This is a genomic window from Mycobacterium sp. ACS4331 (assembly GCF_001667265.1).
Lineage (GTDB): Bacteria > Actinomycetota > Actinomycetes > Mycobacteriales > Mycobacteriaceae > Mycobacterium.
In genome coordinates this window covers 133,913-157,975 of sequence record NZ_LZHW01000009.1, presented here as the reverse complement: position 1 = coordinate 157,975, position 24,063 = coordinate 133,913, and the positions used below count along the sequence as shown (strand labels likewise).

Below are 24,063 nucleotides of genomic sequence, written 5' to 3'. Positions count from 1 at the left end.
GCTTCGCGGGCCCCCCCGCTCTTTCTTCTCTTTGCTCGCGTGGCGGGGTTTTTTTTTTTATGCCCGGGCTTCTGGCGGCGCACCTGTTGCTTCCGGTGTGGGGGGCCCCCCCCCCCCGCCCCCCCACACCACTTTCGGGCAATGTCTGCAGCGCGACCCAGGCATTGACCCGAAGTTGTGGATCCTCCAGCGATCCACGCAGCTTCGTCTCGATCATCGCCAATCTGTTGCGCACCGTGTTTCGGTGAATCCCCAGCGCTTGACTCACCTTCAGATGCGATCCGTGATGGGTCAGAAAGCAGCGCAGGGTCGTGATCTGTTCCTCAGTCATCTCACCGAGGAGTGCAGTCGCGAACTGGGCCGCATCTGCCGGATCGATGAGCCCCAACGGCCCCCGATGCACGAGATCGTCCCAACCGACCACCGGGTGTGCCGACGTCGCCTGTGTCAGAGCAATTCCCGCAGTGCGATGGCTGTCCGGCGCGTCATCGGGCGCGCCTCGGCTGCCCACCCCCACCGTCATCCCGATGCGCGCCAGCCGGTCGGCCAGCACGGCCGCGCCTGAATCGGCGATGGCCACCCACAGCTGACCGTCTCGCGCTGTGCCGATGCCCGAATGGCTTTCGGCGATGTCGAGTGCGTCAGACAGCATCTCGGCGGGACCCGCGGCGTGCACGATGCGGATCGTCTTCGGGATGCCCGGCGCGCTGGAATCGATGCCAAGGACGACATCCGCGGTGCTCCAGTCACCGGCCACCAGCAGTTCCACGGCCCGGCCGGACACGATGCGCCGGCCCTGTTGGGCCTGGTGCTCCTGCTCCGCGATGAGTCCCAGCAGCGCCACCGACGTCGTCACCGCGCTGCGCTGACTCAGTGTCAGCCTCGGAGGGCCGAGCGCTGCCAGAATCGGTGAGCGGCGATTGGCCGTGCCCACAGGTTGTACGACGGTCGTGCCGGACGGATCGGCCAACACGGCAGACGTTCGGTGCTTCTGCCTTCTCAGCACGAGGATCTCCTCCGCGACGCGGCCGAGATCGAGGTCACCACGGCGCGCGCCCACGGGACCCATCAGCACGTCCCCGTCGACCGTGAGCAGTGCCGCGGCGCCCTGCAGCGCGTGGGCGAGTACCGGCAGCACCGCGCGGGCACCGTTCGGCTTGGCTGCCGCCGCCGTGAGCCTGCGCTGGAACTCCAGGGCCTCGCCCGCCGAGGCCTGCTCCTCCTGCATCAGAAGACGGGAGACACGATGACTGATCGCGACGAACGGCGTGGGCCGAGGCACTTCGAAGAGGTTCAACCCCGCTCCTCGACACGCGGAGACCAGCCGTCGGGGCACCTGGGTGTAGTTGATGCCGATCCCGAATCCCACGCCGACGGTGCCGGAACGAACCAGCGCCTCGACGTACGTCCTCCATTCGGTGGTCCATGCCGCAGTCTGCAGGCCAGTCGTGAGAAGAAGCTCTCCGCCCTGGAAGAACGGCGTCGGGTCCGGCAGTTCGCTGGAAGCCACCCAGCGGATCTCCTGACCCGGCTCCGCGAGAACCAGCGCCTTCAGGGCCAGCTCGGGATCGTCGAGAAGCGCCGCGACCTCCACCATGTGGACATAATTGCACAACAGATTGCCTACGCACTGTGCGTTCTGTCCCTCGCCCACGCGACCGCCGTTGCCTACGGTTCACCCATCGGGTCGACCAGCGACAGGAGACACAGTGACCACCATCGAGACCACCGCATTCGGCGTGGCCCAGCGGCGCCATCTCGCCACCGCCATCCCGGGTCCGAAATCGGTGGCGCTGCAGGGCGAGAAGCAGGCCGCCGTGGCCGCCGGTGTGGGCACCACGCTTCCGGTGTACGTGGTGGCGGCTGGCGGTGGCGTCGTCGTGGACGTCGACGGGAACTCGCTGATCGACTTCGGCACCGGCATCGCGGTGACCACGGTCGGCAACAGCGCTCCGCGGGTCGTGGACGCGGTCACGAATCAGGTCCGGGACTTCACCCACACCTGTTTCATGGTGACCCCCTACGAGAGCTATGTCCGCGTGGCCGCGGCGCTGAACCGCATCACGCCCGGTGAGCACGACAAGCGCACCGCCCTGTTCAACTCGGGCGCCGAGGCTGTCGAGAACGCGGTCAAGATCGCCCGGGCCTACACCGGCCGCCAAGCCGTGGTGGCGTTCGACCACGCGTACCACGGCCGAACCAACCTCACCATGGCCCTGACCGCGAAGTCGATGCCGTACAAGTCGGGCTTCGGCCCATTCGCCTCTGAGGTCTACCGCGCGCCGATGTCGTATCCGTACCGCGACGGTGGACTCGACGGCGCTGCCGCGGCGCAGACCGCCATCACCGTGATCGAGAAGCAGATCGGCGCGAACAACCTCGCCGCTGTGGTGATCGAGCCGATCCAGGGTGAGGGCGGCTTCATCGTCCCCGCTCCGGGATTCCTGCCGACCCTGGCCGCGTGGTGCCGCAGCAACGACGTCGTCTTCGTCGCCGACGAAATTCAGTCGGGCTTCGCACGCACGGGCCAGATGTTCGCCTGCGAGGACGAGGATGTCGTTCCCGACCTGATCCTGACGGCCAAGGGCATCGCGGGCGGCCTGCCACTGTCGGCGGTGACGGGGCGGGCCGAGATCATGGATGCCGTCCACGCCGGCGGCCTTGGCGGCACATACGGCGGCAATCCCCTGGCGTGCGCCGCAGCACTCGCGGTGATCGACACCATCGACTCCGAGAACCTTCTCGAAAGGGCCCGCCAGATCGGCGACACCATGCTGGCTCGGCTCAGCGCGCTGGCGGCGTCCGACGCCCGGATCGGCGACGTCCGTGGCCGCGGCGCGATGATCGCCGTCGAACTCGTCGAGGAGGGCACCACGACACCCGACGCTGCCCTGACGGCGCGCATCGCGGCGTACGCCCACGCGCAGGGTCTGATCGTGCTCACCTGCGGCACCTATGGAAACGTGCTGCGGTTCCTGCCGCCGCTGTCCATGCCGGACCACCTGCTCAACGAGGGACTGGACATCCTGGAGCAGGCCTTCCGGGAGAACTGACGACCGTCACGGCAGCACATCTCTGACCTGTCACACAGAAGTCGAGAACCCAACTCACCGAACGCCTGTCGGCGCGCGGGAACACATCGACGCCGTCCGCCCGCGCGGCCTCTGATCTCCAGGAGTAAATCATGTCCATCAATGCCATCATCACGGGGCTGCGCGCCACCGAGAGTCTGATCATCGGAGGCGAATCCCGGTCGGCCACGTCGACGTTCGCCGTCGACGACCCCGCCACCGCGCAGACGCTGACCGAGGTCGCCGATGGTGCGGCCGCAGACGCCACCGCCGCGGTCGACGCGGCGTCGGCTGCGTTCGCGTCCTGGGCCGCGGCCACGCCCCGGGTCCGTGCCGACATCCTGCGTCGGGCCTACGAACTGATGATCGCCGACGTCGATCGCCTCACCGCGCTGATCAGCGCGGAGAACGGCAAGACCCAGGCCGACGCGCGGGGCGAGGTGATCTACGCGGCCGAGTTCTTCCGCTGGTTCGGCGAGGAGGCCGTGCGGACCGACGGCGGTTACGGCCTGAGCCCATCCGGCCTGGCCCGCACCATCGTCACGCATCGCCCCGTGGGGGTCGCCGCATTGATCACCCCGTGGAACTTCCCGGCCGCCATGGCAACCCGGAAGATCGCGCCGGCACTGGCCGCCGGCTGCACCGTCGTGCTCAAGCCCGCTTCGCTGACTCCTCTGACCGCGATCGCCATCGTCAGGCTGCTCGAGGAGGCCGGAGTGCCCGCCGGTGTGGTCAATCTGGTGACCAGTGCCAAGTCCGCCCAGATCGCCTCGACGTGGCTCGCCGACGACCGGGTCAAGAAGGTGTCCTTCACCGGTTCGACGGGTGTCGGCCGGACGCTGCTGGAGCAGGCGGCGGCCCGGATCGTCAACGCCAGCATGGAACTCGGCGGCAACGCACCCTTCGTGGTCACCGCGGACGCGGACGTCGACGCCGCGGTGGAAGGTGCCATGGTGGCCAAGTTCCGCAACAGCGGACAGGCGTGCACGGCGGCCAATCGGTTCTACGTCCACACCGACATCGCCGACGAGTTCGTCACCCGGTTCGGGGCAGCCATCTCGGCGCTGCGTGTCGGCCCCGCCGCCGATGAGGCGTCCCAGATCGGCCCGATGATCAGCGCGGGAGCGGCGAAGACAATCCGCGAACTCGTCGACACCACCGTCGGCGCCGGCGCCCAGATCGCCGCATCCGCCGACGTCCCGCCGACCGGCTACTACGTGTCCCCGACGCTGCTCACCGGTGTGCCTGCCGATGCAGAGATCCTGCGGACCGAGATCTTCGGCCCTGTCGCGCCCGTCGTGGTGTGGGACGACGAGGACCAACTCGTCGAATGGGTCAACGGGACCGAATACGGTTTGGCCGCATACGTTTACGCCGGACGGCTGCAGGATGCGCTGCGGATCGCCGAACGCACCGATGCCGGGATGGTCGGCATCAACCGGGGGATCGTCTCGGATCCGTCCGCACCGTTCGGCGGCACCAACCAGAGCGGGCTCGGCCGGGAGGGCGCCCGGGTCGGCCTGCACGAGTTCCAGGAGACGCAGTACTTCAGCGTCGGCGACTGACGCGCCGAGACTCACGGCCTTCGCTGGCCGGCGATCGCACCGACAGCGGCCTCGGCGAGAAAGGTTGTGGCCGCGGCTCAGTCGCGGATCTGCGACTTGGCGTAGGTCGAGATGAGCCGGCTCAAACCGCGGATCTGGGCCTCAGCGTTGGGCGCATGCTCTGGTCCCATCGCGATGAACTGGAAGATGATCCCGTCCCCCACGGCCAGCGCGAGTTGGGTCAGTTCTTCGTCGTCGGCGAGACCGAGCAGTGCCAGTGAGGCCTCAGTGCAGTGGTGATAGATCCGGTAGATGTGCTTGACGTACGCCGCCAGACGAGGACGGTGCCGCGACTCGAGAACCATCTCCATCTGAAACGCCTGCACGTCCGGCTTCTCTCGGATGACATCGACCAGGTGTCCGTACAGGTCGCTGCCGTCCTGCACCTCGGTGATGGTCGGAAGGGTGACCTCCAGCGCGTAGTTGAGCGCCTCCTCCAGAACCTCGTCGAGGGAGTTGAAATGATGCTGGATGGTTCCGTGCGTCACGTTGGCCTCTTTCGCCAGCGATCGGTACGTCAACTTCGTCAACCCGTCTCGGGCCACGAGCCGCACGGCCGCGACGATCAAGGCCTGACGCCCTTCTCCGTACGCAACTTGGTCTTTGGGCGGCGATCCCAACTACAACTCCCTCATGTTCGACTGGTTTGGTACGCCAAGCGCGAGTCGTTTCACCGGCCGGAGGCCACACCTGCGAACTCTGCCCGACGGTGATGCACCACCCGCAGGGTTCGCTGCGCTCGGCGCGAGTCTGCGCGGACCTCAGCGTCAGCCAACGGCTGTGCAGGCCAACCGTTGTCGCACAGTGCCCGACTCAGACTCAGGCGGGCCCGGTCGGATCGCCGCCGCCCAGTGTTGGGCCACGACCCGCCGGGACCCGTGTGCGCTGTTCCTCGGCGAGATCGGCGACAAGACGGCGCCGCTCGTCGGACTGCTCGTCGTCGGCCCACAGGCTCGACTGGTTGATCAGTACGTCGCTGGCCTCAGCGCGCAGTTCCGACACCAACTCGATGAGGTACTCCCGGCGGAAGTCGTCACACGTCTGACCCCTCGTCCACAGTTCGAGTTGATTCGCCGCGGCGATCAGCAGTTCCCTCAGTGCCTGCCGTTCGTCCGGCGACCGTCCGTCAGCATCCGGATCCGATGGCGACGAAGCGCACGGACCGCTGTCCCGCGGTTCATTGGCACCCGTCGCCGGTCGGTGTCCGGCTGCGCCGGCGATCGGATTGCGTCCGGCAGAACGCGACAACGACATGACTGCACCCGCCCCTCCCCCTGAGCGCCGATCACCCCCGCGGTACGGCACTGCTGAAAGTGTGCCACAAGCGCCCCGAGCCGTCGGTTTCGGTGTGACCCCAAGGTCCTGATCTGGCGATTGGTGTACCCGCGGGCGTCACCGCCGAATCAGTTGTGTTTAGCCGTGCGGACCGGTCGCGTCCGTGCTCTCGGGAGCCCCGAGTCGCGCGCCACCGACGGCGCCCGCACCGCATGCGCAGATCAGCACGGCGACCGGGACCACGATCAGGGCTTGATTGAGCGAGACGAATTCGGCGAGCCACCCGATGACCGCCGGACCGGACAGTGTCGCGACGTAGCCGAGTCCCACGACATAGGACAACTCCTTGCCCGACCCAGCCGAGACCGCGCCGGCGGCCGTGAACACCTGCGGTATTCCGCCGCAGATGCCCAGGCCGAAGATCGCCCACCCCAACAGGGTGAGGATCAACGAGTCCGTGGACACGACGAGCACCGCGCCGACCGTGGCCACGGCCGAACCCCAGCGCAGCACCCGAACCGCGCCGACCCGATCCGCGATGCGATCGATCGTGAACCGTCCGATCGTCATCGCGCCCACAAAGGCCGTGAAGGCCATGGTCCCAGTGGTCGGTGAAGCCCCTCGGTGCTCCTGCGCATGCAGGCTGCTCCAGTCCATGGCCGACCCCTCGGCCAGGAACAGCAGGAAGGAGAGAGCTCCCAGGACCGCCAGTCTGCGCCAGCGTGCGGACTTGTCGACCGGTTCGGCGGACTCCTCGAGCGGCACCTCGACCTGGACCGGCCCGGATCCCATCCATCGGCGCCACAGTGCAGGCTTGACGGCGATCACGGCCCCCGCGCTCACCAGGCCGATGATCAACATCACCACAGGAGCCTTGGCTTGGACCGCGAAACCCACTGCGCTGCCCAATGACCCGAGTGCCGTGCCGACAGAGAAGAACCCGTGAAACAGCCCCATGATGGGTCGCTCGTAGTCACGCTCCACCTCGACCGCAGCGACATTCATCGCCACGTCCCCGGTGCCGGTGCAGACCCCGAAGACGACGGCAGCCACCATGGCCTGTGCCATGGAGGCCGCGCACATCGGAACCACGACGGCCAGGGCCATCGCCGCCACGCTGATCAGCGAGACCGGCCCACTTCCGAAGCGGTCGGACAGCCTTCCGCCCACCTGCATGCCCACGACTGCGCCGACGCCCACCGCCAGCAGCACCGTGCCCAGCTGCCCCGCGGTGAGACCGACGGACTCCTTGAGTTCGGGCAGGTGCACGGCCCAGGTGCCGATGGCGACGCCGAAGGCGGCGAACAGCACCAGAACCGCTGCGCGAGCGCGCGGTCCGGCGCGGTCGAGCGGGGGTGTGGTGAACGCGGGCAGTGCCGTATTTCCTTCCTGGACGTGCGGGGGCCGACGGTCCACATTCGCGCATGGAGTGTCCCCGCGCAGCTCGCAGGCACAGGCTGTGCAGCGGCAACCTCGGGAGAAGTTTGAACATATGTAGAAATGTGGAGCCTTCAAGCTAGCCTGAAGGAGGTTCGCCGTCAACGGGACCAGGCCTGTCACGCAGGCCCCTGATCTGCGGGCAGATCGACAGCGACTCCGGTTTCCGAAACCGCGTCCCCTGGGATTCACACCCTGTGCGTCGGCGTCGGAGACCGCGCGCTCTCATCATTAGTTCTGCTAATGCAGATCAATAATCATTAGCTGTACTCAGATGAGACCGGGTCCTACCGTGACTGTCATGCCACCGCCCGCGGTCTTCGCGACTGGATTCCTCACCAGCATCACGCTGATCGCCGCGATCGGTGCACAGAACGCGTTTGTACTGCGCCAGGGCATCCGCCGCGAGCATGTCGGGGCGGTGGTGACGCTGTGCGCGGTCTCGGATCTGGCACTGATCGCGGTCGGCATCGCCGGCTTCGGCGCCGTCGTCTCCGCGCATCCCGACGTCGTCACCGTCGCGAAGTTCGGCGGCGCGACCTTTCTCGTCGGCTACGGCCTTCTGGCCGCCAAACGCGCGGCGACACCGGGCGCGCTCAGCCCGGCCGAGGCCTCGCCGGCACGACTGGGTGCCGTGCTGGCGACGTGCCTGACCCTGACATTCCTCAATCCGCACGTCTACCTCGACACCGTGGTACTCCTCGGCGCGCTCGCCAACGAGCACAGGGATGCGCGGTGGCTGTTCGGCGTCGGGGCGGCGACCGCGAGTGCGGTCTGGTTCACGGCCCTGGGCTACGGGGCGACGCGACTGTCCGCGTTGTTGGGAAGGCCTGGGACGTGGCGAGTGCTCGACGGTGTCATTGCGGTCACGATGGTGACATTGGGTGTGCACCTCGCAGCCTCCTGAGGTGCACCTGCAACAATTGTAGGAATGGACGCCCGTGAACCGCTCGGTCTCCGGGAACGGAAGAAGATTCGGACCCGGGACGCCATCCGACGTGAAGCCTTCCGACTCTTCGAGCGGAACGGCTACCCGAACACAACCGTCGAACAGATCGCCGCGGCCGCCGACATCTCCTCGCGCACGTTCTTCCGGTACTTCCCCGCCAAGGAACACGTCCTCATCGACGACGACCTGATCCCGCCGATCATCGAGGCGTTCATCGCGGCGCCCCCGGAGATGGCGCCACTGCAGGCCTACAAGCACGCCGTCCGGACCGCCTTCGCGGCGCTGACTCCGGAACAGCAGGACAATGCCGTCCGCGGTCAGCGCCTGATGTACTCGGTGCCCGAAGCGCGCGCCATTCTCTACTCGGACTACGTCCGACTGATCGGGCTGATCGCCGACGCCCTCAAGACCCGCCTGACCGAACCCCTCCCGGACTTCGAGCGCCGCGTTCTCGCGGGCTCGATCGTCGGTGTGTTGATCGCCTGTTCCGATGGAACGCCGATGCCGGGCGTCCCCATCTCCGATGGTCTCGACATCCTGAGCCGAAGGCTGACCCTGGAGGGCGCCGGGCACGACACAATGGGCTGATGGTCCATAACAGAACCGTGTTCATCACGGGCGCAGCGGCAGGAATCGGGCGCGCCACCGCGCTGACGTTCGCCCGACAGGGGTACGCGGTCGGCGCCTACGACATCGACGAACCCGGGCTCGCGACGCTGTCCGCCGAGATCACCGCACTGGGCGCGGTGGCGCACACCGGCCACCTCGACGTCACCGACTTCGACGAGATGTCGACTCGGATCGCCGAATTCGTCGCAGCATCCGGCGGCCGACTGGACGTGATGATCAACAACGCCGGGATCCTGGCGGCCGGAAAGTTCGCAGACATCGCGGTGCCGGTCCAGCGACGGATGATCGACGTCAACTGCGTCGGGGTGCTCAACGGAGCACACGCGGCCCACTCCCACCTGCGCGCCACCCCCGGGTCGGTGCTGGTCAATCTCGCCTCGGCCTCGGCAATCTACGGCCAGGCCGAACTCGCGGTGTACAGCGCGACGAAGTTCTTCGTCCGCGCGCTGACCGAGGCGCTGGACCTCGAATGGGGCGCCGACGGCATCCGGGTCATCGACATGTGGCCCCTGTTCGTGCAGACCGCGATGACCGACGACATCCACACGGGCAGCACGTCGTCACTGGGCATCAACCTCACGCCCACCGACGTCGCCGACGCGATCGCCGAGGCCGTCCACCCGTCCTGGATCCGTCGTCGTATCCACCAGGTGCACTTCCCCGTAGGCACCCAGACCAAGGTGTTCGCGCTCGGTTCCCGCTTCAGCCCCGCGTGGTTGACCCGGCTGTTGAACAAGAGGGTCTCGCAGTCCTAGCGTTCTGATCTGGCTGCGCACAACCCTGCCTGGGCCGCCCTGCGGTCACTAGGGTCGGCGCCCATGAACGAAGACTGGCTCGCCGTCATCGTCGGCCTGGCCCTGCTCACCCTCGTCCTCGTCGGTGCGATCCCCGGCAGCGTGATCCCGTGACCGAACAGAACACCGAGACCGCCCCCGTCGACGACACCGGCACCCCGCAGAGAACGTCAACCGGCACCATCGCGGCCGGCGTGCTGGTGGTGATCGCGCTCGGTGCGGCCACCCGATACCTGGAGACGAACGTCCCGACGTGGGCATCGGGCACGTCGTTCGCCGGAGTGGCCAAATCCATCGAGTTCCCCGTCTATGCGATCGCCCTCGGCCTCCTCGGGAACGTCCTGCTGACCAAACTCGCTGTGCGCGATGCACTTTCGGCAGGATTCCGCACCGAGTTCTTCATCAAGACCGGCCTGGTGCTGCTCGGCGCCTCGATCAACCTGAAACTGTTGGTGACCGCGGCGGGCCCGGCGATCCTGCAGGCTCTCCTGCTGATCTCCATCGTGTTCGGGTTCACCTGGTGGCTCGGCGGACGCCTGGGACTCGACGACAAACTCCGGGCCCTGCTGGCCTCGGCAGTCTCGATCTGCGGAGTGAGCGCCGCGATCGCGGCCGCCGGCGCGGTGCAGGCCAAACGCGAACAGCTGGCCTACGCCGCCTCGCTGGTGATCGTGTTCGCGCTGCCGTCGATTTTCCTGCTTCCGTGGCTGGCCCGGCTGCTCGGCCTCCCCGACGCGGTGGCCGGCGCCTGGATCGGCGGCAACATCGACACCACCGCCGCGGTTGCTGCCGCGGGCGCGATCGCCGGTGAGGACGCCCTGCAGATCGCGACGATTGTCAAGACCACTCAGAACGCGCTGATCGGCATCGTGGCCATTGCGCTGACGGCGTACTTCGCGTTGAAGATCGAACGGCGGACCGACGCTTCCGCGCGTCCGTCGCTGCGGCAGTTCTGGGATCGATTCCCGAAGTTCGTGCTCGGGTTCATCGCGGCATCGATCATCGGGACGCTGTATCTGCAGTTCGCCGGCTCCGACGGCAAGGCCACCATCGGTGTCGTCAACGATCTGCGGACCTGGTTCCTGATCTTCGCGTTCGTGGCGATCGGCCTGGAGTTCTCGTTGAAGGGTCTGCGCGAGGCGGGTTGGCGCCCGATCGCGGTGTTCGCGTCGGCGACCGTGGTGAACATCGTGGCCGCCCTCGGTCTGGCCGCGCTGCTGTTCAGCAATTTCTCCACGGGAGGCTGACGGCTGCGCTTAGCCTCAGCCGATGACGCCATGGACCAGGCGTGAGTTCCTGACCGCCACGGGCGTGGCCGGTCTGGCGTGGGCGACAGGCTGCTCGTCGGACTCATCGGGCGCCAATCCCGACAGCGGTGCCGTCACCCTCTCGCACGCGTTCGGCGAAACCACCATCCCGTCGCCGCCGAAGAGGGTGGTCAGCGCCGGGTTCACCGAACAGGACGACCTGCTCGCGGTCGGCACCGTCCCGATCGCGACCACCGAGTGGTTCGGCGCGGAACCCTTCGCGGTGTGGCCGTGGGCGCGGTCCGCATTGGGTGGAGCCCAACCGACGGTGCTGCACCTTGATGACGGCATCCAGGTCGAGCAGATCGCAACCCTGAAGCCCGACCTGATCGTCGCGATCAACGCGGGATGCGATGCGGCGACCTACGAGAAGCTGTCGGCGATCGCCCCGACGCTCCCGCAGTCCGGGCGGGCACCCTTCTTCGAGCCGTGGACCGACCAGGCCACTGCCGTCGGCCGGGCCACCTTTTCGGGAGACCGGATGGCCGCGCTGATCAAGGATGTCCAGGATCGGTTCACCGCCGTGGGCGCGGCGAATCCGCGGTTCAAGGACAAGTCGGTGCTCCTTCTCCAGGGGACCACCGAGTGGGAGGACAGCGTCATCGCCACGGCGCCCGGCTGGCGCACCGCGTTCCTGACCCAGATGGGCCTCGTCATTCCCGACAGCCTCACCGAGTTCACCGAGGACGGTCACGATCGCGCCGTCATCCCGTTGTCAGACATCGGGCCCGCGCTCGACGCCGCTGACGTGCTGATCTGGACGACCGATAGCGACGAGCAGCGGGCGGCCCTGCTGGCCGACCCGCGTATCGCAGCACTGCGTGCGACCACGGCCGACCGCAATGTGTTCACCACCCGGGAGTTGGCCGGGGCGATCGCGTTCGCCTCGGTGTTGTCGTACCCCCTGGTGGCCGAGCAGTTGCCACCGCTGCTGGCGCAGGCGCTGTCGTGACAGTCTGATTTCCGTCGCAGTCGGCGGCCAGCCCGTCATCCACCCGTACAGATGAGCCCACACGTCTGTTTTGGGCGGTGACGGGTGGGGTCTGCTTGGATGGCTCAAGTGAACGACACCGAACACGCACCAGGCTTCGCGCGGGTCGGGTCCGCGTACTACCCGGTCCTGGTCTCGGTGTTCACGGCGCTGGTGATCATCTCCAACGTCACGGCCACCAAGGGGGTGGCCTTCGGCCCGATCATCACCGACGGCGGGTTCATCGTCTTCCCGCTGACCTACATCATCGGCGACGTGCTCTCCGAGGTGTACGGATTCGCCGCCGCGCGCCGCGCGATCATCCTCGGCTTCGCGATGAACGCCCTGGCGGCGTTCGCCTTCTGGGTGACCATCTACCTGCCCGCGGCGGACTTCTACGAGAACCAGCCACACTTCGAGAATGTGGTGCACTCCTACACCCAGCTGATCGTCGCCGGCCTGGCCGGGTTCCTCGTCGGGCAAACGATCAACGCGTGGGCCGTGGTGGCGATCAAGGCGCGCACAAAGGAGAAGCACCTCTGGGCCCGCCTGATCGGATCGACGTTCCTGGGCCAGCTCGGCGACTCCCTGGTGTTCTGCGCGATCGCCGCCAATGCCATCGGTATCAGCACATTTCAGGATTTCGCGGTCTACACGGCGCTGGGATGGTTCTACAAGACAGCGGTCGAGGTGGTGCTGCTGCCCGTGACCTACCGGGTGATCGCCTTCATCAAGAAGCGTGAGCCCAGTTATGAACCCATGGTCTGAAAAGCGCGATCTCTGAAATGTTGATAAGGCCCCTCTGGCGACCCTTTAAAGCCACGAGCTTCCTAAGCTACTCAGCGGTAACGTCAGGTCATGAGCGTCACGGTGGACTTGAAAACCTCAGGCAGGACGCAACGCGTGGTGCGTGACTACGGCGACTGCGCCCTGCTTCTTGAATGCGAGGACGCGGCCGAGGTGCTGGCCTGGACGGCCACGTTGCGGCGCGCGGAACTGCCGGGAGTCCTCGACATCGTCCCGGCCGCACGAACCGTGCTGGTCAAACTCGACGGTCCGCGCTACCAGGCTCCGACCCGGCAGCGACTGGCCAAACTCCCCCTCACCGAGCCGGTCGCGGACGCCCCTGCCGATGGCCAGCCCGACGTGGTGATCGACGTCGTCTACGACGGTGAAGACCTCGTCGAGGTGGGCCGGCTCACCGGGTTGGACCCCGTCGGGGTGATCGCCGCGCACACCGGCACGTTGTGGCGCGTCGGGTTCGGCGGCTTCGCCCCCGGGTTCGCCTATCTCGTCGGCGGCGACCCCAGACTGCACGTCCCACGCCGAAGCGAGCCCCGGACCAGGGTGCCCGCTGGAGCGATCGGCCTCGCCGGCGAGTTCAGCGGCGTCTACCCCCGGGAGTCCCCCGGCGGATGGCAGCTGATCGGCCACACCGACGCCGTGCTGTGGGACATCGACCGCGAGAATCCGGCGTTGCTGACGCCGGGCATGTGGGTGCAGTTCAGGGCCGCGTGAAGGGAACCGTCATGACAACGCTGGAGATCATGCACACCGGTCCGCTGTCCCTCGTCGAAGACCTCGGTCGCACCGGCAAGGCCCATCTGGGCGTCACCAGGTCCGGCGCGGCCGACAGGCGCTCACACACACTGGCCAACCGTTTGGTGGCCAACCCGGATGACCGGGCCACCGTCGAGGTCACGATGGGTGGACTCGTCGCGCGGGTGCAGGGCGGTGATGCGGCCATCGCGGTGACCGGAGCGGACACCGATCCCATGGTGAACGGAAAGCTGTTCGGCACCAACAGCATCTGCCATGTCAGGGACGGTGACGTGATCACCCTTGGGTCGCCCTACACCGGCATGCGAAGCTATCTCGCGGTGCGCGGCGGCATCGACGTCGAACCCGTGTTGGGGTCGCGCAGCTACGACGTGATGTCGGCGATCGGGCCCACGCCGCTTCAACGTGGCGACGTTCTGCGCATCGGCATCCACAACGGGGAGTATCCCGAGGTCGACCAGGCGCCGGTGGCCGGGATCGAAAGCCAGATGGTTGATCTTCGCGCCATCGCCGGACCCCGCGACGACTGGTTCGTCGATCCCGATGCGCTGGTGCACACCATCTGGATCGCGTCCGAGCGCAGCGACCGCGTGGGCATGCGCCTCAGCGGGACCCCCATGCGGTACCGCTGGCCGGATCGACAGCTGCCGTCGGAGGGCGCGACTCGCGGCGCAATCCAAGTGCCGCCCAACGGCCAACCGGTGATCCTGGGCCCCGACCACCCGGTGACCGGTGGCTATCCCGTCGCGGGCGTGATCGTCGACGCCGACATCGACAAGGTCGCCCAGATCCGGCCCGGGCAACCCGTTCGACTGCACTGGGCGCGCCCCCGCGGCTAGCACTTCCGACGCCGGCGAGAGGGGACTCAAGCGTGCACCCGGAGGTCCACACCGCCCGCCTGCTGCACACCTCGGATCTCGATGACGAGACCCGGCAGGACGCCCGTCACATGCTCGGCACCGCGTTCCGTGGTGAATTCTCCGATGACGACTGGGAACACGCGCTGGGCGGCATGCATGCTCTGGTGACCCACCACGGCGCGGTGATCGCGCACGCCTCGGTGGTGCAGCGCCGCGTGCTCCACCGCGGCGCGGCACTGCGCTGTGGATACGTCGAAGCCGTTGCCGTACACCCGGACTGGCGTGGGCACGGACTCGGCGCGGCGGTGATGGCGGCGGTTGAACAGGTGATCCGCGGAGCGTACGTGCTCGGCGCCCTGGGCGCTGCCGAGAATTCCCACGGCTTCTACGCCGGCCGAGGCTGGCAGCTGTGGCAGGGGCCGACGTCGGTGCTGGCCCCCGGCGGACCGACCCGGACACCGGACGACGACCACAACGTCTTCGTCCTGCCGGTCGACGTCGAGATGAACATCGATGCGGAGCTGATGTGCGACTGGCGCGACGGCGACGTCTGGTGAATTCGGGCGTACTTTGGATGGGGTGACGGAGCAGTCTCCGGATGAATTCCGCCCCACACTTGAATCCTTCGACCACCTCTATCGCGGCGAGCCGATCGTCGAAGGCGGCCCACCACCCAACGGTATCCCCTGGGACATCGGACAGGCCCAGCCGCGGCTGCGAGAACTCGAGGCCCTCGGCGCGATCAACGGCGAGGTCCTCGACATCGGCTGCGGCCTCGGCGACAACGCCATCTATCTCGCCTCTCGCGGTCATCCGGTCACGGCCCTCGACGGGTCGGAGGCCGCGATCGAGCAGGCCCGCCAGCGCGCCGCCGACGTCGGCGCCGTCATCACCTTCGGAGTCGCCGACGCCACCGCGTTGACGGGATACGACAACCGGTTCGACACCGTGATCGACAGCGCGCTGATGCACTGCCTCGACGACGAGGGACGGCACGCCTACGCCGCAGGGTTGCACCGCGCCACCAGGCCCGGGGCCCGCTGGTTCATCTACTGCTTCGCCGATGCAGGCGTCAACGGCGTGATCACGCCCATGCACGGGGTGCCCGACGCCACGCTGCGCGACGTCCTCACCCGCAACGGATGGCAGGTGGACTTCCTCGGACCCACCACCTACCTGGGCAACACCGCCGGCTTCACCGCCCCGCCGGGGCCGCCGCCCGGGGACACACCCACCGAACGCAGTGCGGAGATGGAGAAGATGGCCGAGCGGATGGCAGTGATCCTGCCGTTGATCGATGATGGCCTGGTGCACCTGCCGTTCACGGTCGTCCACGCCACCCGCGTCGGCTGACCTCACACTCCGCATTCAGCTGGGGTGAGCGCATGTTCACCGCGGAGTCACGGCCAGGCGTATTGGTGCAACAAACCGTTCCTAGCGTGAAGTGCATGACCACACGCGGCCGGGGTGAGACATCGCCGCAATCGTTGAGTAACGCGTGCGAAACATCGTCTCTCTACACAGGAGCCATGCCCGAGAACGACTGGGCACCGCTGACCGGATACCGCGTGGCGGTGACCGCCGCACGACGCTCCGAGGAGCTCTGCACGCTGCTGCGCCGCCGCGGCGCAACGGTCTGCGCCGCGGCCGCCATCGAGATGGTCCCGCTGCCGGACGACGACGAACTGCACCGCAACACCGAAGCCCTGATCACGACACCGCCCGACATCGTGGTCGCCACCACCGGGATCGGGTTTCGCGGCTGGATGGCTGCCGCCGACGGCTGGGGTTTGGCCGCCGAACTCACCGCGGCGCTGGGCCGGGCCCGCGTCGTGTCGCGAGGGCCTAAGGCCACGGGTGCATTGCGGGCCGCTGACCTGCCCGAGGAGTGGTCCCCGGAGTCGGAGTCGTCGCGGGAGGTGCTGCAGTACCTGCGGGAAGCCGGCATCACCGGCCAGCGCATCGCGGTGCAGCTGCACGGTGCAACCGACGAGTGGGACCCCTTCCCCGAGTTCCTCGATGAACTGCGGGCCGCGGGCGCTGACGTCGTGCCGATCCGCGTCTACCGGTGGCGGCCGGCGCCACGCGGAGGCGCCTTCGATTCGCTCGTGTACGGGATCGCCGACCAACAGTACGACGCCGTCAGCTTCACCTCGGCGCCCGCCGTTGCGGCGACGCTGCTGCGGGCCGCCGACCTCGGGGTCGAGGCCGAAGTGCTGACCGCGCTGCGCGGACCCGTGCACGCCATGTGCGTCGGACCGGTGACGGCCCGCCCACTGGTGCGCCTCGGGGTGCCGACGTCGTCGCCTGAGCGGATGCGGTTGGGTGCGTTGGCCCGTCACATCACCGATGAGCTTCCGTTGCTGCGCTCCCGCACGGTGCTGGCCGCGGGTCACCACGTGGAGATCCGCGGAACGTGCGTCGTGGTCGACGGTTCGGTGAAGTCCCTCTCCCCCGCGGCGATGGCCACCATGCGCGCACTCGCACACCGTCCCGGAACCGTGGTGTCGCGTCGCGATCTGCTCGCCGTGCTGCCGGGCGCCGGCACCGACACCCACGCGGTCGAGACCGCGGTGCTGAGACTGCGAACAGCACTGGGCGACAAGAGCATCGTGGCGACCGTGGTCAAACGGGGCTATCGGCTGGCCGTCGACGAACATCCGGCTGGTGCGGCATGAGGGATCTGGTGCTGGTCGCGCACGGGACACGCAAACCCGATGGCGTGGAGATGATCGGGCATCTGGCGGACCGGGTCAGCGCGACCCTGCGCCGGCCGGTGCGGGTGGGTTTCGTCGACGTGCTGGGCCCCACGCCCGCTGAGGTGCTGGCCTCGCTGGACGGGCGGCCCGCGGTGCTGGTGCCGGCCTTCCTCTCCAGCGGCCACCACGTCCGCAACGACATTCCCGAGCACGTCGAGGCCAGCGGCCACCCCGACGTGACGGTCACGCCGGCGTTGGGCCCGTGCCCGCAGATGGTGCGGGTCGTGACCGAGCGCCTCATCGAATCGGGTTGGCAGCCGGACGATTCGGTGATCCTCTGCGCCGCGGGCACGTCGGATCTCAACGCCCAGCGGGACCTGCGCGTCACCGCGACGCTGCTGTCTGCCGCATTGGGAAGCCGCGTGGAACTGGCCTATGCCGCGACCGGCGAACCCCGAGTCGCCGAGGCCGTGGCACGATTGCGCAACCACGGAGCCCGGCGCGTGGTGGTGGTGTCGTATCTGTTGGCGGACGGGCTGTTTCAGGATCGCCTACGCGCATCGGGCGCCGACGTCGTCACCGAACCATTGGGCCTGCACCCCGGGACTGTGCGACTGATCGCGTCACGCTTCCGCCGGGCTGCGGCGCCGTCGCTGATGAGCGCCTGAGGTCGCCTGGGGTCGCCTGGGTGCTCAGCCGCGCTCCCGGCGGATGCCCCGGGACGACCCGACTAAATACACCCGCTCACGCTGATGCGTCTGCCCACGTTGGCGCACACCGAGACGTTCGGCGCAGGCGGGGGCGGCGGCGGAGGTGGCGCCGACTCATAGTCTTCGGGCAGCGGCGCGTACTCCGAAGGCGGCGGAACCCACGGCGCGATTGCATCGGCGACACTGCCGCAGCCGCTCACCGAGACATGACGACCGCCGACGCTTCCGCACACGTCGGCCAGACTGGTCGCGGGCGCGGCGACTGCTCCGAGCGCTTCGATTCCCGTCGCCATCGCCACCGCAGAGATGCCGACGAGCGCGACTCTGGTCCATCGCTTCATGCTGGCCTCCTTGATCGTGGACCAAGTGAAGCACAACAGGATCGGTCCGCGGGCCTCAGCGGCCGACTTCGACGATCCCGTTCTCGCCGGTGCGGACGGCGTAGACCGGGACACTGATCGAGGAATCGTCCAGGCACGTCCCGTCCTCCAACGAGAAGGCCTGCTTCTTGATGGGCGACTGCACCGTCGGTCGTCCCGCCCGGTCACCGACGATGCCCCGCGACAGCACCGCGGCGCCCGAGAACGGGTCGATGTTGCCCACGGCGTGCAGGCTCCCGTCGGGAAGCCGGAACAGAGCGGCCTGCGATCCGTCGTCCAACAGAACCGCAACGCCGCGGCCCGCACGGAGGCTGTCGTAGTGGCATGCCGCAGTCCAGACCGCGATGTCGTTCAACAGCGTCATGGCTGATCCTTTCGAGGCGTGAAGGCGGGCATACCGATCGGCACCATGCGGCCCGACCGTTCGGTGAACTGCACTGTGGGATCCGGGGTTTCCGGTGCGTTGACGAAGGACACGAACTGGGAGAGCTTGTCCGGATCGTTGAGCACGCCCTTCCATTCGCACGAATACCCCTCGACATGGCGGGCCATGGCTGCCTCGAACTCCTCGGCCAGGCCGAGCGAGTCGTGGCACACGACATCACGCAGGTGACCCATCCCGCCGTCGAGGCTCTCAACCCACGGCGCCGTGCGCTGTAGGCGATCCGCGGTGCGGATGTAGAACATCAGGAACCGGTCGATGTAACGCACGAGCGTCGCGGTGTCGAGATCCCCGGCCAACAACTGCGCGTGGCGGGGCGTCATCCCGCCGTTGCCGCCGACGTAGAGGTTCCACCCCGTCTCGGTCGCGATCACGCCGACGTCCTTGCCCCGGGCCTCCGCGCATTCCCGCGCGCATCCGGACACGCCCATCTTGATCTTGTGCGGTGCCCGCAGCCCGCGGTAACGCAGCTCCAAGTCGATGGCCAACTGGACCGAATCCTGCTGCCCGTAACGGCACCAGTCACTGCCCACACAGCTTTTGACCGTGCGCAGCGCCTTGCCGTAGGCGTGCCCGGACTCCATTCCGCCGTCGATCAGGCGCTTCCAGATCAGTGGCAGTTGTTCGACACGGGCGCCGAACAGGTCGATGCGCTGCCCGCCGGTGATCTTCGTGTAGAGCCCGAACTCCTTGGCCACCTCGCCGATCAGGATCAGTTGATCGGCGGTGATGTCGCCGCCGGGCACCCTGGGCACCACCGAGTAGCTTCCGTTGCGCTGGATGTTGGCCAGAAAGTGATCGTTGGAGTCCTGCAGCGAGGCCTGCTCGCCGTCGAGGATGTGCTCCGAACCGGTCGACGCCAGAATGGATGCGACCACCGGCTTACAGATGTCACAGCCGGCGCCCGTACCGAACCGGGCGATCAGTCCGCTGAAGGTGCGCGTGCCGGTGGCCGTGATGATCTCGAAGAGTTCCGCCCGGGACTGGCTGAAATGTTCACACAGGGCCTTGGACTGCTCGACGCCCTGCGCCTCGAGAAGCTGCTTGAGAAGCGGTACGCAGGATCCGCACGACGTGCCGGCGGTGGTGCACGACTTGAGCCCTCCGACGTCGGCGCATCCGCCGCAGATGGCGTCCTTGAGCTGGCCCTTGGTGACGTTGTTGCACGAGCAGATCTGGGCGTCGTCGGGCAGCGCGCCGACGCCGAGAGCGGCCGCGCCCGAACGGGTGTCGGCCGGCGTGATCAGTGCGAGCGGGTCGCCGGGAAGCTGCCCGCCGACCATGGGCCGCAGCACACCGTAGGACGACGCATCCCCCACGAGCACACCGCCGAGCAGCGTCTTGGCGTCATCGGAGAGGACGAGCTTGGCATAGGTCTGATTGACCGGGTCGTTGACGACCACCTCGAGGCAGTCGGGTGTGACGCCCATGGCGTCACCGAAGCTGGCGACGTCGACACCGAGCAGCTTGAGTTTGGTGGACATGTCAGCGCCGGGGAACTCCGCACCGCCGCCCACCAGACGGTCTGCGACCACTTCGGCCGTCGTGTATCCGGGTGCCACGAGCCCGTAACAGCGACCCTCGATCGCGGCGACCTCACCGATCGCGTAGATGTGCGGGTCCTTGGTGGCACAGGACAGATCGGTGAGCACGCCACCGCGTTCGGCGATCTCAAGCCCGGCGAACCGGGCGAGCTCGTCGCGGGGACGCACTCCGGCCGCGAAGACCACGACGCCGGCGTCGATGGTGGCGCCGTCCGACAGGGTGACGGCCAGGCTGCCGTGGCCGGTCTCCGCGATGGACTGCGTGCCGACCGCGAGGTGCACGTCGATGCCCAGCGCCGAGATCATGGTGCCCAGCAGCGCGCCACCCGCCTCATCGAGCTGCTGGGCCATCAGCCGTGGCGCCATCTCCACGATGTGGGCGTGCAGGCCGAACCCCTTCAACGCGTTCGCGGCCTCGAGGCCGAGCAGTCCGCCGCCGATCACCACCGCGCGCTCAGTGTGTCCGGACGTCGTCGCGGCCTGCGCCGCATGGCGGATCGCGTCGAGGTCGTCGAGGGTCCGGTACACATGGCAGCCGGGCAGGTCATGCCCCGGCACCGGTGGGATGAAGGCGTAGGAACCCGTCGCGAGGACCAGCACGTCGTAGCCGAACTGTTCACCCGCATCGGTGGTCACGACCTGCCGATGGCGGTCCAACTCCGTGACGCGGGCACCGAGTTCGAGGCGCACACGTGGGTCATCGGCGTAGGTGTTGCCGCTCAGCGCCAACCGCGTGCGGTCCCAGTGCTCGGTGTAGGAGGTCAGCCCGACCCTGTCGTAGGCGGGGTCGGGCTCCTCACCCAGAACGGTGATGTACCAGTCGCCGTCGGTGTCCCGGGCGCGCAACGCCTCGACGAAGCGGTGCGCGACCATCCCGTGGCCCACCACGACGCACGTGTGTGACTGCATTCCCCAGACGCTAAGCAGCCGTTATTGCCGCGATGTCGTCTCGGTGTGAACCGATCATCACATCGTGCTCACACACCCGATACCGCGCTGTGAGGCCGGTTCGCCGAGGGCGAACACCAGGTTGGAACTTTAGCGTGGTCGACTCAAGTTTGTAGTGATGAAGCAGGCTGGCGAGGGGCGTCGGCCTAGGACAGGAGTGGAACATGAGCAACGTGGCACTGTGGGCGCGTCCGTCGTGGCCCGCCGATCGCTGGGCCCACGATCTCTTCGGCCCGGCGGCCTTCGCCGACTGGATCAAGCCGTTGAACCTCGAACAGGCCGCCTTCAATCCGGCCGCCGAGGTCATCAAGGACGGCGACGACGCCGTCGTCCGCCTGGAACTGCCCGGCGTCGACGTCGCCAAGGACGTCAACGTCGATGTCGAGAACGGCCACCTGGTGATCCACGGGGAGCGGCGCGACGAGTTCGCCGAGGAGAAGGACGGCCGAACACTGCGCGAGGTTCGGTACGGCTCGTTCCGTCGCGCCTTCGCGCTGCCCGAGCACGTCACGGGTGACGCGGTCACCGCCTCATACGAGGCCGGGGTGCTCACCGTACGGGTGGCGGGTGCGCACAGGAAGCCGGAAATCCCCGGCGCTCAGCGCATTTCGATCGAATCAAAGCAACCTCCGACCAAGACTGCGGTGGGCGCGATCCCAGACGGGAGTTCGCGCTCACCGCAGTCTCGGCGTTTCAGCCTCAGCCCCAGCGGGACAGGATCTCCTTCGTCCGCGCGGACAGCGCGGCCTGGAGGAACGGACCGAAACTGATCCGGCCGACCCCCAGCGGGCCGAAGGACGCGGGATCGTCCTGGTCCGGCAGAGCAATCGCGTTGACCGGTAGTGGGAGCTCGGAAGTCAAGCGGCGCAGCGTGTCTGGATCGTGCCGACCGACCGGGTACAGCGAGTCGGCCCCGGCCTCGGCGGCCTCCTTCATGCGGGCGATGGCACGGTCGACGCGGTCAGCCTCGTCACCGTCCTGACGCAGGAACAGATCGGTGCGGGCATTGACCACCACGTGCACACCTGCCGCGTCGGCGGCCTGCCGCAGCGTCCCGACCAACCCCGCGTGCTCACTCGAGGACCGCAGCCGTTTGCCCTCGCCGTGCACGGTGTCCTCGATGTTGAGCCCCACCGCGCCGACCCGCAGAAGGCCGGCGATCAAATCCTCTCCAGGCAGTCCGTAGCCGGATTCGACATCGACCGAAATCGGCACGTCGACTTTGCCGGTGATCTGCGCAACGCGGTCCAGCAGGTCATCGAAGGACATGCCCTCGTTGTCGGGTTTGCCCACCGAGTCGGCCACCGGATGGCTCCCGACGGTCAGGGCCGCGAAGCCCGCGTCCACGGCGAGCGCGGCCGACCAGGCGTCCCACACCGTGGGCAGCACCACCGGGTTGCCCGGCACGTGCAGCGCCAGCAGCGCGTCGGCCTTCTGCGCCAGTTCTGATTGACTCATCACATCTCCTTCGTCGGTCCCCTCGGATCGGTTGCTCTCCGGTGTCCATAGCCAATCGCAGGCAGTCCCGCGACATTCCAGACGTGACGCGAGTCACGTTTCGATCGTGATGTGACTAGCATCGGTTGTCGTAATGTGATCCATGACACCTTCAGCCCAAGGAGGTCGCTTGTCCAGCACCACTGAACTCGCCGAACTGCACGATCTCGTCTCCAACCTGCGCCGTTGCGTCAGTTCGCTGCGGTCCCGGTACGGCGAGAGCCCCGCCATGCGGCGGATCGTGCTCGATGCCGAGCGCATCCTCAACGACGTCGACCTGCTCGACACCGATGCGAACGACCTCGACCTGTCACGATGCACCGAACGGCACTCCGGCGAGAAGATCCCGGTTCCGGACACGCAGTACGACCAGGACTTCTGGCGTGACGTCGACGACGAAGGCGTCGGCGGCCACAATCCGCGCCGATAACCCGGAACTGCACGTCCCGCTTACCCCTCCCCTCCCCAGCCCCTGACGCATGCCGTCGAAGAAGGGAACTTGAGTGATATGAGCGCGCCCACAGCCGACCGCTCGAAGACCGGCGTCTTCTCCGCCACCCGCGCCAGGATCCCGCAGAAGACCCTGCGCACCGACAACTGGCGCAAAGCACCGATCCTCACCGATCTCGGCCTGGCCGTGTTCGTCATCTACGCCACGGTGCGCGCGTTCATGCAGCGCGACTACTACGTCGCCGAGTACGGCTATCTGACGCCGTTCTACTCCCCCTGCCTGGTCAAGTGGAACGAGGCCACGCAGTCGGGTTGCGTTCCGGAGGCCAGTCACTTCGGACAGTTCCTGCCCGACGTGTGGTGGCTGCCGTACGCCGCGGTGTCGCTGCCGTTCCTGCTGCTGTTCCGGCTGACCTGCTACTACTACCGGCGGGCCTATTACCGGTCGGTGTGGCAGTCGCCGACCGCCTGCGCGGTGGCCGAACCGCACGCCAAGTACTCCGGTGAGACGAAGTTCCCTCTGATCCTGCAGAATTCGCACCGGTACTTCTTCTACATCGCGGTGCTGATCTCGCTGATCAACACCTACGACGCGATCATCGCCTTCGCCAAGCCCGGCGGCGGCTTCGGGTTCGGCCTGGGCAACGTCATCCTGGTTGTCAACGTCACTCTGCTGTGGGTCTACACGCTGTCCTGCCACTCCTGCCGGCACGTCACCGGCGGGCGGCTCAAGCACTTCTCCAAGCACCCTGTGCGGTACTGGATTTGGACTCAGGTGTCCAAGATCAACACCCGCCACATGCTGTACGCGTGGATCACCCTCGGCACGCTGATGCTGACGGACTTCTACATCATGCTGGTGGCCAGCGGCACCATTTCTGACCTGAGATTCATTGGCTGACAAGTACATACACGCGAGAGGGCGAGTGGTTTCAC

24 protein-coding genes and 1 pseudogene are annotated in these 24,063 nt (G+C 67.5%); 17 read left to right on the top strand and 8 right to left on the bottom strand.

Annotated elements, in window-relative coordinates; all coding sequences use genetic code 11:
• On the bottom strand, positions 1-1,597 hold a 1,597-nt coding region (locus A5727_RS02630; RefSeq protein WP_157521183.1), incomplete at its 3' end, for a PucR family transcriptional regulator.
• A gap of 112 nt (positions 1,598-1,709) precedes the next feature.
• Between A5727_RS02630 and gabT the strand changes: the two genes are divergently transcribed.
• Positions 1,710-3,053, top strand: a complete 1,344-nt coding sequence (gene gabT / locus A5727_RS02625) for a 4-aminobutyrate--2-oxoglutarate transaminase (RefSeq protein WP_068243970.1) — start codon at positions 1,710-1,712, stop codon at positions 3,051-3,053.
• Positions 3,054-3,184: 131 nt separating this feature from the next.
• Positions 3,185-4,636 (top strand): NAD-dependent succinate-semialdehyde dehydrogenase, encoded by a 1,452-nt coding sequence (locus tag A5727_RS02620; RefSeq protein WP_068243967.1) that lies wholly within the window; start codon positions 3,185-3,187, stop codon positions 4,634-4,636.
• A gap of 77 nt (positions 4,637-4,713) precedes the next feature.
• Here the strand turns inward: A5727_RS02620 and A5727_RS02615 are convergent, their stop codons facing one another.
• The 3 genes from A5727_RS02615 to A5727_RS02605 all read right to left on the bottom strand — a co-directional run bounded on the left by A5727_RS02615 (position 4,714) and on the right by A5727_RS02605 (position 7,366).
• Complete coding sequence (locus A5727_RS02615; protein ID WP_286149969.1) at positions 4,714-5,244, bottom strand: TetR/AcrR family transcriptional regulator; 531 nt, start codon at positions 5,242-5,244, stop codon at positions 4,714-4,716.
• 250 nt (positions 5,245-5,494) lie between these two features.
• Complete coding sequence (locus A5727_RS02610) at positions 5,495-5,929, bottom strand: hypothetical protein (RefSeq protein WP_068243960.1); 435 nt, start codon at positions 5,927-5,929, stop codon at positions 5,495-5,497.
• Positions 5,930-6,088: 159 nt separating this feature from the next.
• The gene (locus A5727_RS02605; protein WP_231991926.1) at positions 6,089-7,366 is read right to left on the bottom strand and encodes an MFS transporter; all 1,278 of its coding nucleotides are present in this window, start codon (positions 7,364-7,366) and stop codon (positions 6,089-6,091) included.
• A gap of 322 nt (positions 7,367-7,688) precedes the next feature.
• Here A5727_RS02605 and A5727_RS02600 point away from each other — a divergent pair, with 322 nt between their 5' ends.
• The 12 genes from A5727_RS02600 to A5727_RS02545 all read left to right on the top strand — a co-directional run bounded on the left by A5727_RS02600 (position 7,689) and on the right by A5727_RS02545 (position 17,824).
• The gene (locus A5727_RS02600; RefSeq protein WP_068243957.1) at positions 7,689-8,294 is read left to right on the top strand and encodes a LysE/ArgO family amino acid transporter; all 606 of its coding nucleotides are present in this window, start codon (positions 7,689-7,691) and stop codon (positions 8,292-8,294) included.
• Between the two features lie 24 nt (positions 8,295-8,318).
• Positions 8,319-8,924 carry a TetR/AcrR family transcriptional regulator gene (locus tag A5727_RS02595; protein ID WP_068243950.1) on the top strand — a complete coding sequence of 202 codons (606 nt, stop codon included), beginning with the start codon at positions 8,319-8,321 and terminating at the stop codon, positions 8,922-8,924.
• On the top strand, positions 8,924-9,721 hold the full coding sequence (locus tag A5727_RS02590) for an SDR family oxidoreductase (protein WP_068243947.1): 798 nt from the start codon (positions 8,924-8,926) through the stop codon (positions 9,719-9,721). The genes A5727_RS02595 and A5727_RS02590 overlap by 1 nt, the downstream gene beginning before the upstream one ends.
• 149 nt (positions 9,722-9,870) lie before the next feature.
• Positions 9,871-11,007 (top strand): YeiH family protein, encoded by a 1,137-nt coding sequence (locus A5727_RS02585; RefSeq protein ID WP_068243944.1) that lies wholly within the window; start codon positions 9,871-9,873, stop codon positions 11,005-11,007.
• 22 nt (positions 11,008-11,029) lie between these two features.
• Positions 11,030-12,019, top strand: a complete 990-nt coding sequence (locus A5727_RS02580) for an ABC transporter substrate-binding protein (RefSeq protein ID WP_068243941.1) — start codon at positions 11,030-11,032, stop codon at positions 12,017-12,019.
• 99 nt (positions 12,020-12,118) lie between these two features.
• Positions 12,119-12,805, top strand: a complete 687-nt coding sequence (locus A5727_RS02575; RefSeq protein ID WP_068243938.1) for a queuosine precursor transporter — start codon at positions 12,119-12,121, stop codon at positions 12,803-12,805.
• 90 nt (positions 12,806-12,895) lie between these two features.
• Positions 12,896-13,555, top strand: coding sequence for a 5-oxoprolinase subunit B family protein (locus A5727_RS02570; protein WP_068243932.1), 660 nt, complete (start codon positions 12,896-12,898; stop codon positions 13,553-13,555).
• Positions 13,556-13,566: 11 nt separating this feature from the next.
• Positions 13,567-14,436 (top strand): 5-oxoprolinase/urea amidolyase family protein, encoded by an 870-nt coding sequence (locus A5727_RS02565; RefSeq protein WP_068244025.1) that lies wholly within the window; start codon positions 13,567-13,569, stop codon positions 14,434-14,436.
• 32 nt (positions 14,437-14,468) lie between these two features.
• Positions 14,469-15,014: a GNAT family N-acetyltransferase gene (locus A5727_RS02560; protein WP_068243927.1), complete on the top strand. Its 546-nt coding sequence runs from the start codon at positions 14,469-14,471 to the stop codon at positions 15,012-15,014.
• Positions 15,015-15,036: 22 nt separating this feature from the next.
• Positions 15,037-15,810: a class I SAM-dependent methyltransferase gene (locus A5727_RS02555; protein WP_068243924.1), complete on the top strand. Its 774-nt coding sequence runs from the start codon at positions 15,037-15,039 to the stop codon at positions 15,808-15,810.
• Between the two features lie 176 nt (positions 15,811-15,986).
• Complete coding sequence (locus tag A5727_RS02550) at positions 15,987-17,135, top strand: uroporphyrinogen-III synthase (protein ID WP_068243921.1); 1,149 nt, start codon at positions 15,987-15,989, stop codon at positions 17,133-17,135.
• Positions 17,132-17,824: a sirohydrochlorin chelatase gene (locus A5727_RS02545; protein WP_068243917.1), complete on the top strand. Its 693-nt coding sequence runs from the start codon at positions 17,132-17,134 to the stop codon at positions 17,822-17,824. Before A5727_RS02550 ends, A5727_RS02545 begins: the two co-directional genes overlap by 4 nt.
• 62 nt (positions 17,825-17,886) lie before the next feature.
• Here A5727_RS02545 and A5727_RS26790 read toward each other — a convergent pair whose 3' ends face one another.
• From A5727_RS26790 to nirB, 3 genes are all read right to left on the bottom strand, one after another.
• Entirely contained in the window at positions 17,887-18,159 is a 273-nt protein-coding gene (locus tag A5727_RS26790; RefSeq protein ID WP_082949560.1) for a hypothetical protein, read from the bottom strand.
• 103 nt (positions 18,160-18,262) lie between these two features.
• Positions 18,263-18,610 carry a nitrite reductase small subunit NirD gene (gene nirD / locus A5727_RS02540; protein WP_068243914.1) on the bottom strand — a complete coding sequence of 116 codons (348 nt, stop codon included), beginning with the start codon at positions 18,608-18,610 and terminating at the stop codon, positions 18,263-18,265.
• A complete protein-coding gene (gene nirB, locus A5727_RS02535; RefSeq protein ID WP_068243907.1) occupies positions 18,607-21,141 on the bottom strand; it encodes a nitrite reductase large subunit NirB in 2,535 nt (844 codons plus the stop codon). Before nirB ends, nirD begins: the two co-directional genes overlap by 4 nt.
• Before the next feature lie 203 nt (positions 21,142-21,344).
• Here nirB and A5727_RS02530 point away from each other — a divergent pair.
• Positions 21,345-21,794, top strand: a pseudogene (locus A5727_RS02530) (Hsp20/alpha crystallin family protein); the annotation flags it as partial.
• Between the two features lie 85 nt (positions 21,795-21,879).
• On the opposite strand, the gene A5727_RS02525 reads toward A5727_RS02530, so the two are convergent.
• Positions 21,880-22,638: an isocitrate lyase/PEP mutase family protein gene (locus A5727_RS02525; protein ID WP_068243900.1), complete on the bottom strand. Its 759-nt coding sequence runs from the start codon at positions 22,636-22,638 to the stop codon at positions 21,880-21,882.
• Positions 22,639-22,807: 169 nt separating this feature from the next.
• Between A5727_RS02525 and A5727_RS02520 the strand changes: the two genes are divergently transcribed.
• Positions 22,808-23,107, top strand: a complete 300-nt coding sequence (locus tag A5727_RS02520) for an Rv0250c family protein (RefSeq protein ID WP_068243896.1) — start codon at positions 22,808-22,810, stop codon at positions 23,105-23,107.
• Positions 23,108-23,185: 78 nt separating this feature from the next.
• Complete coding sequence (gene sdhC, locus A5727_RS02515) at positions 23,186-24,028, top strand: succinate dehydrogenase subunit SdhC (protein WP_068243895.1); 843 nt, start codon at positions 23,186-23,188, stop codon at positions 24,026-24,028.
• The last annotated feature ends 35 nt before the right edge of the window (positions 24,029-24,063 follow it).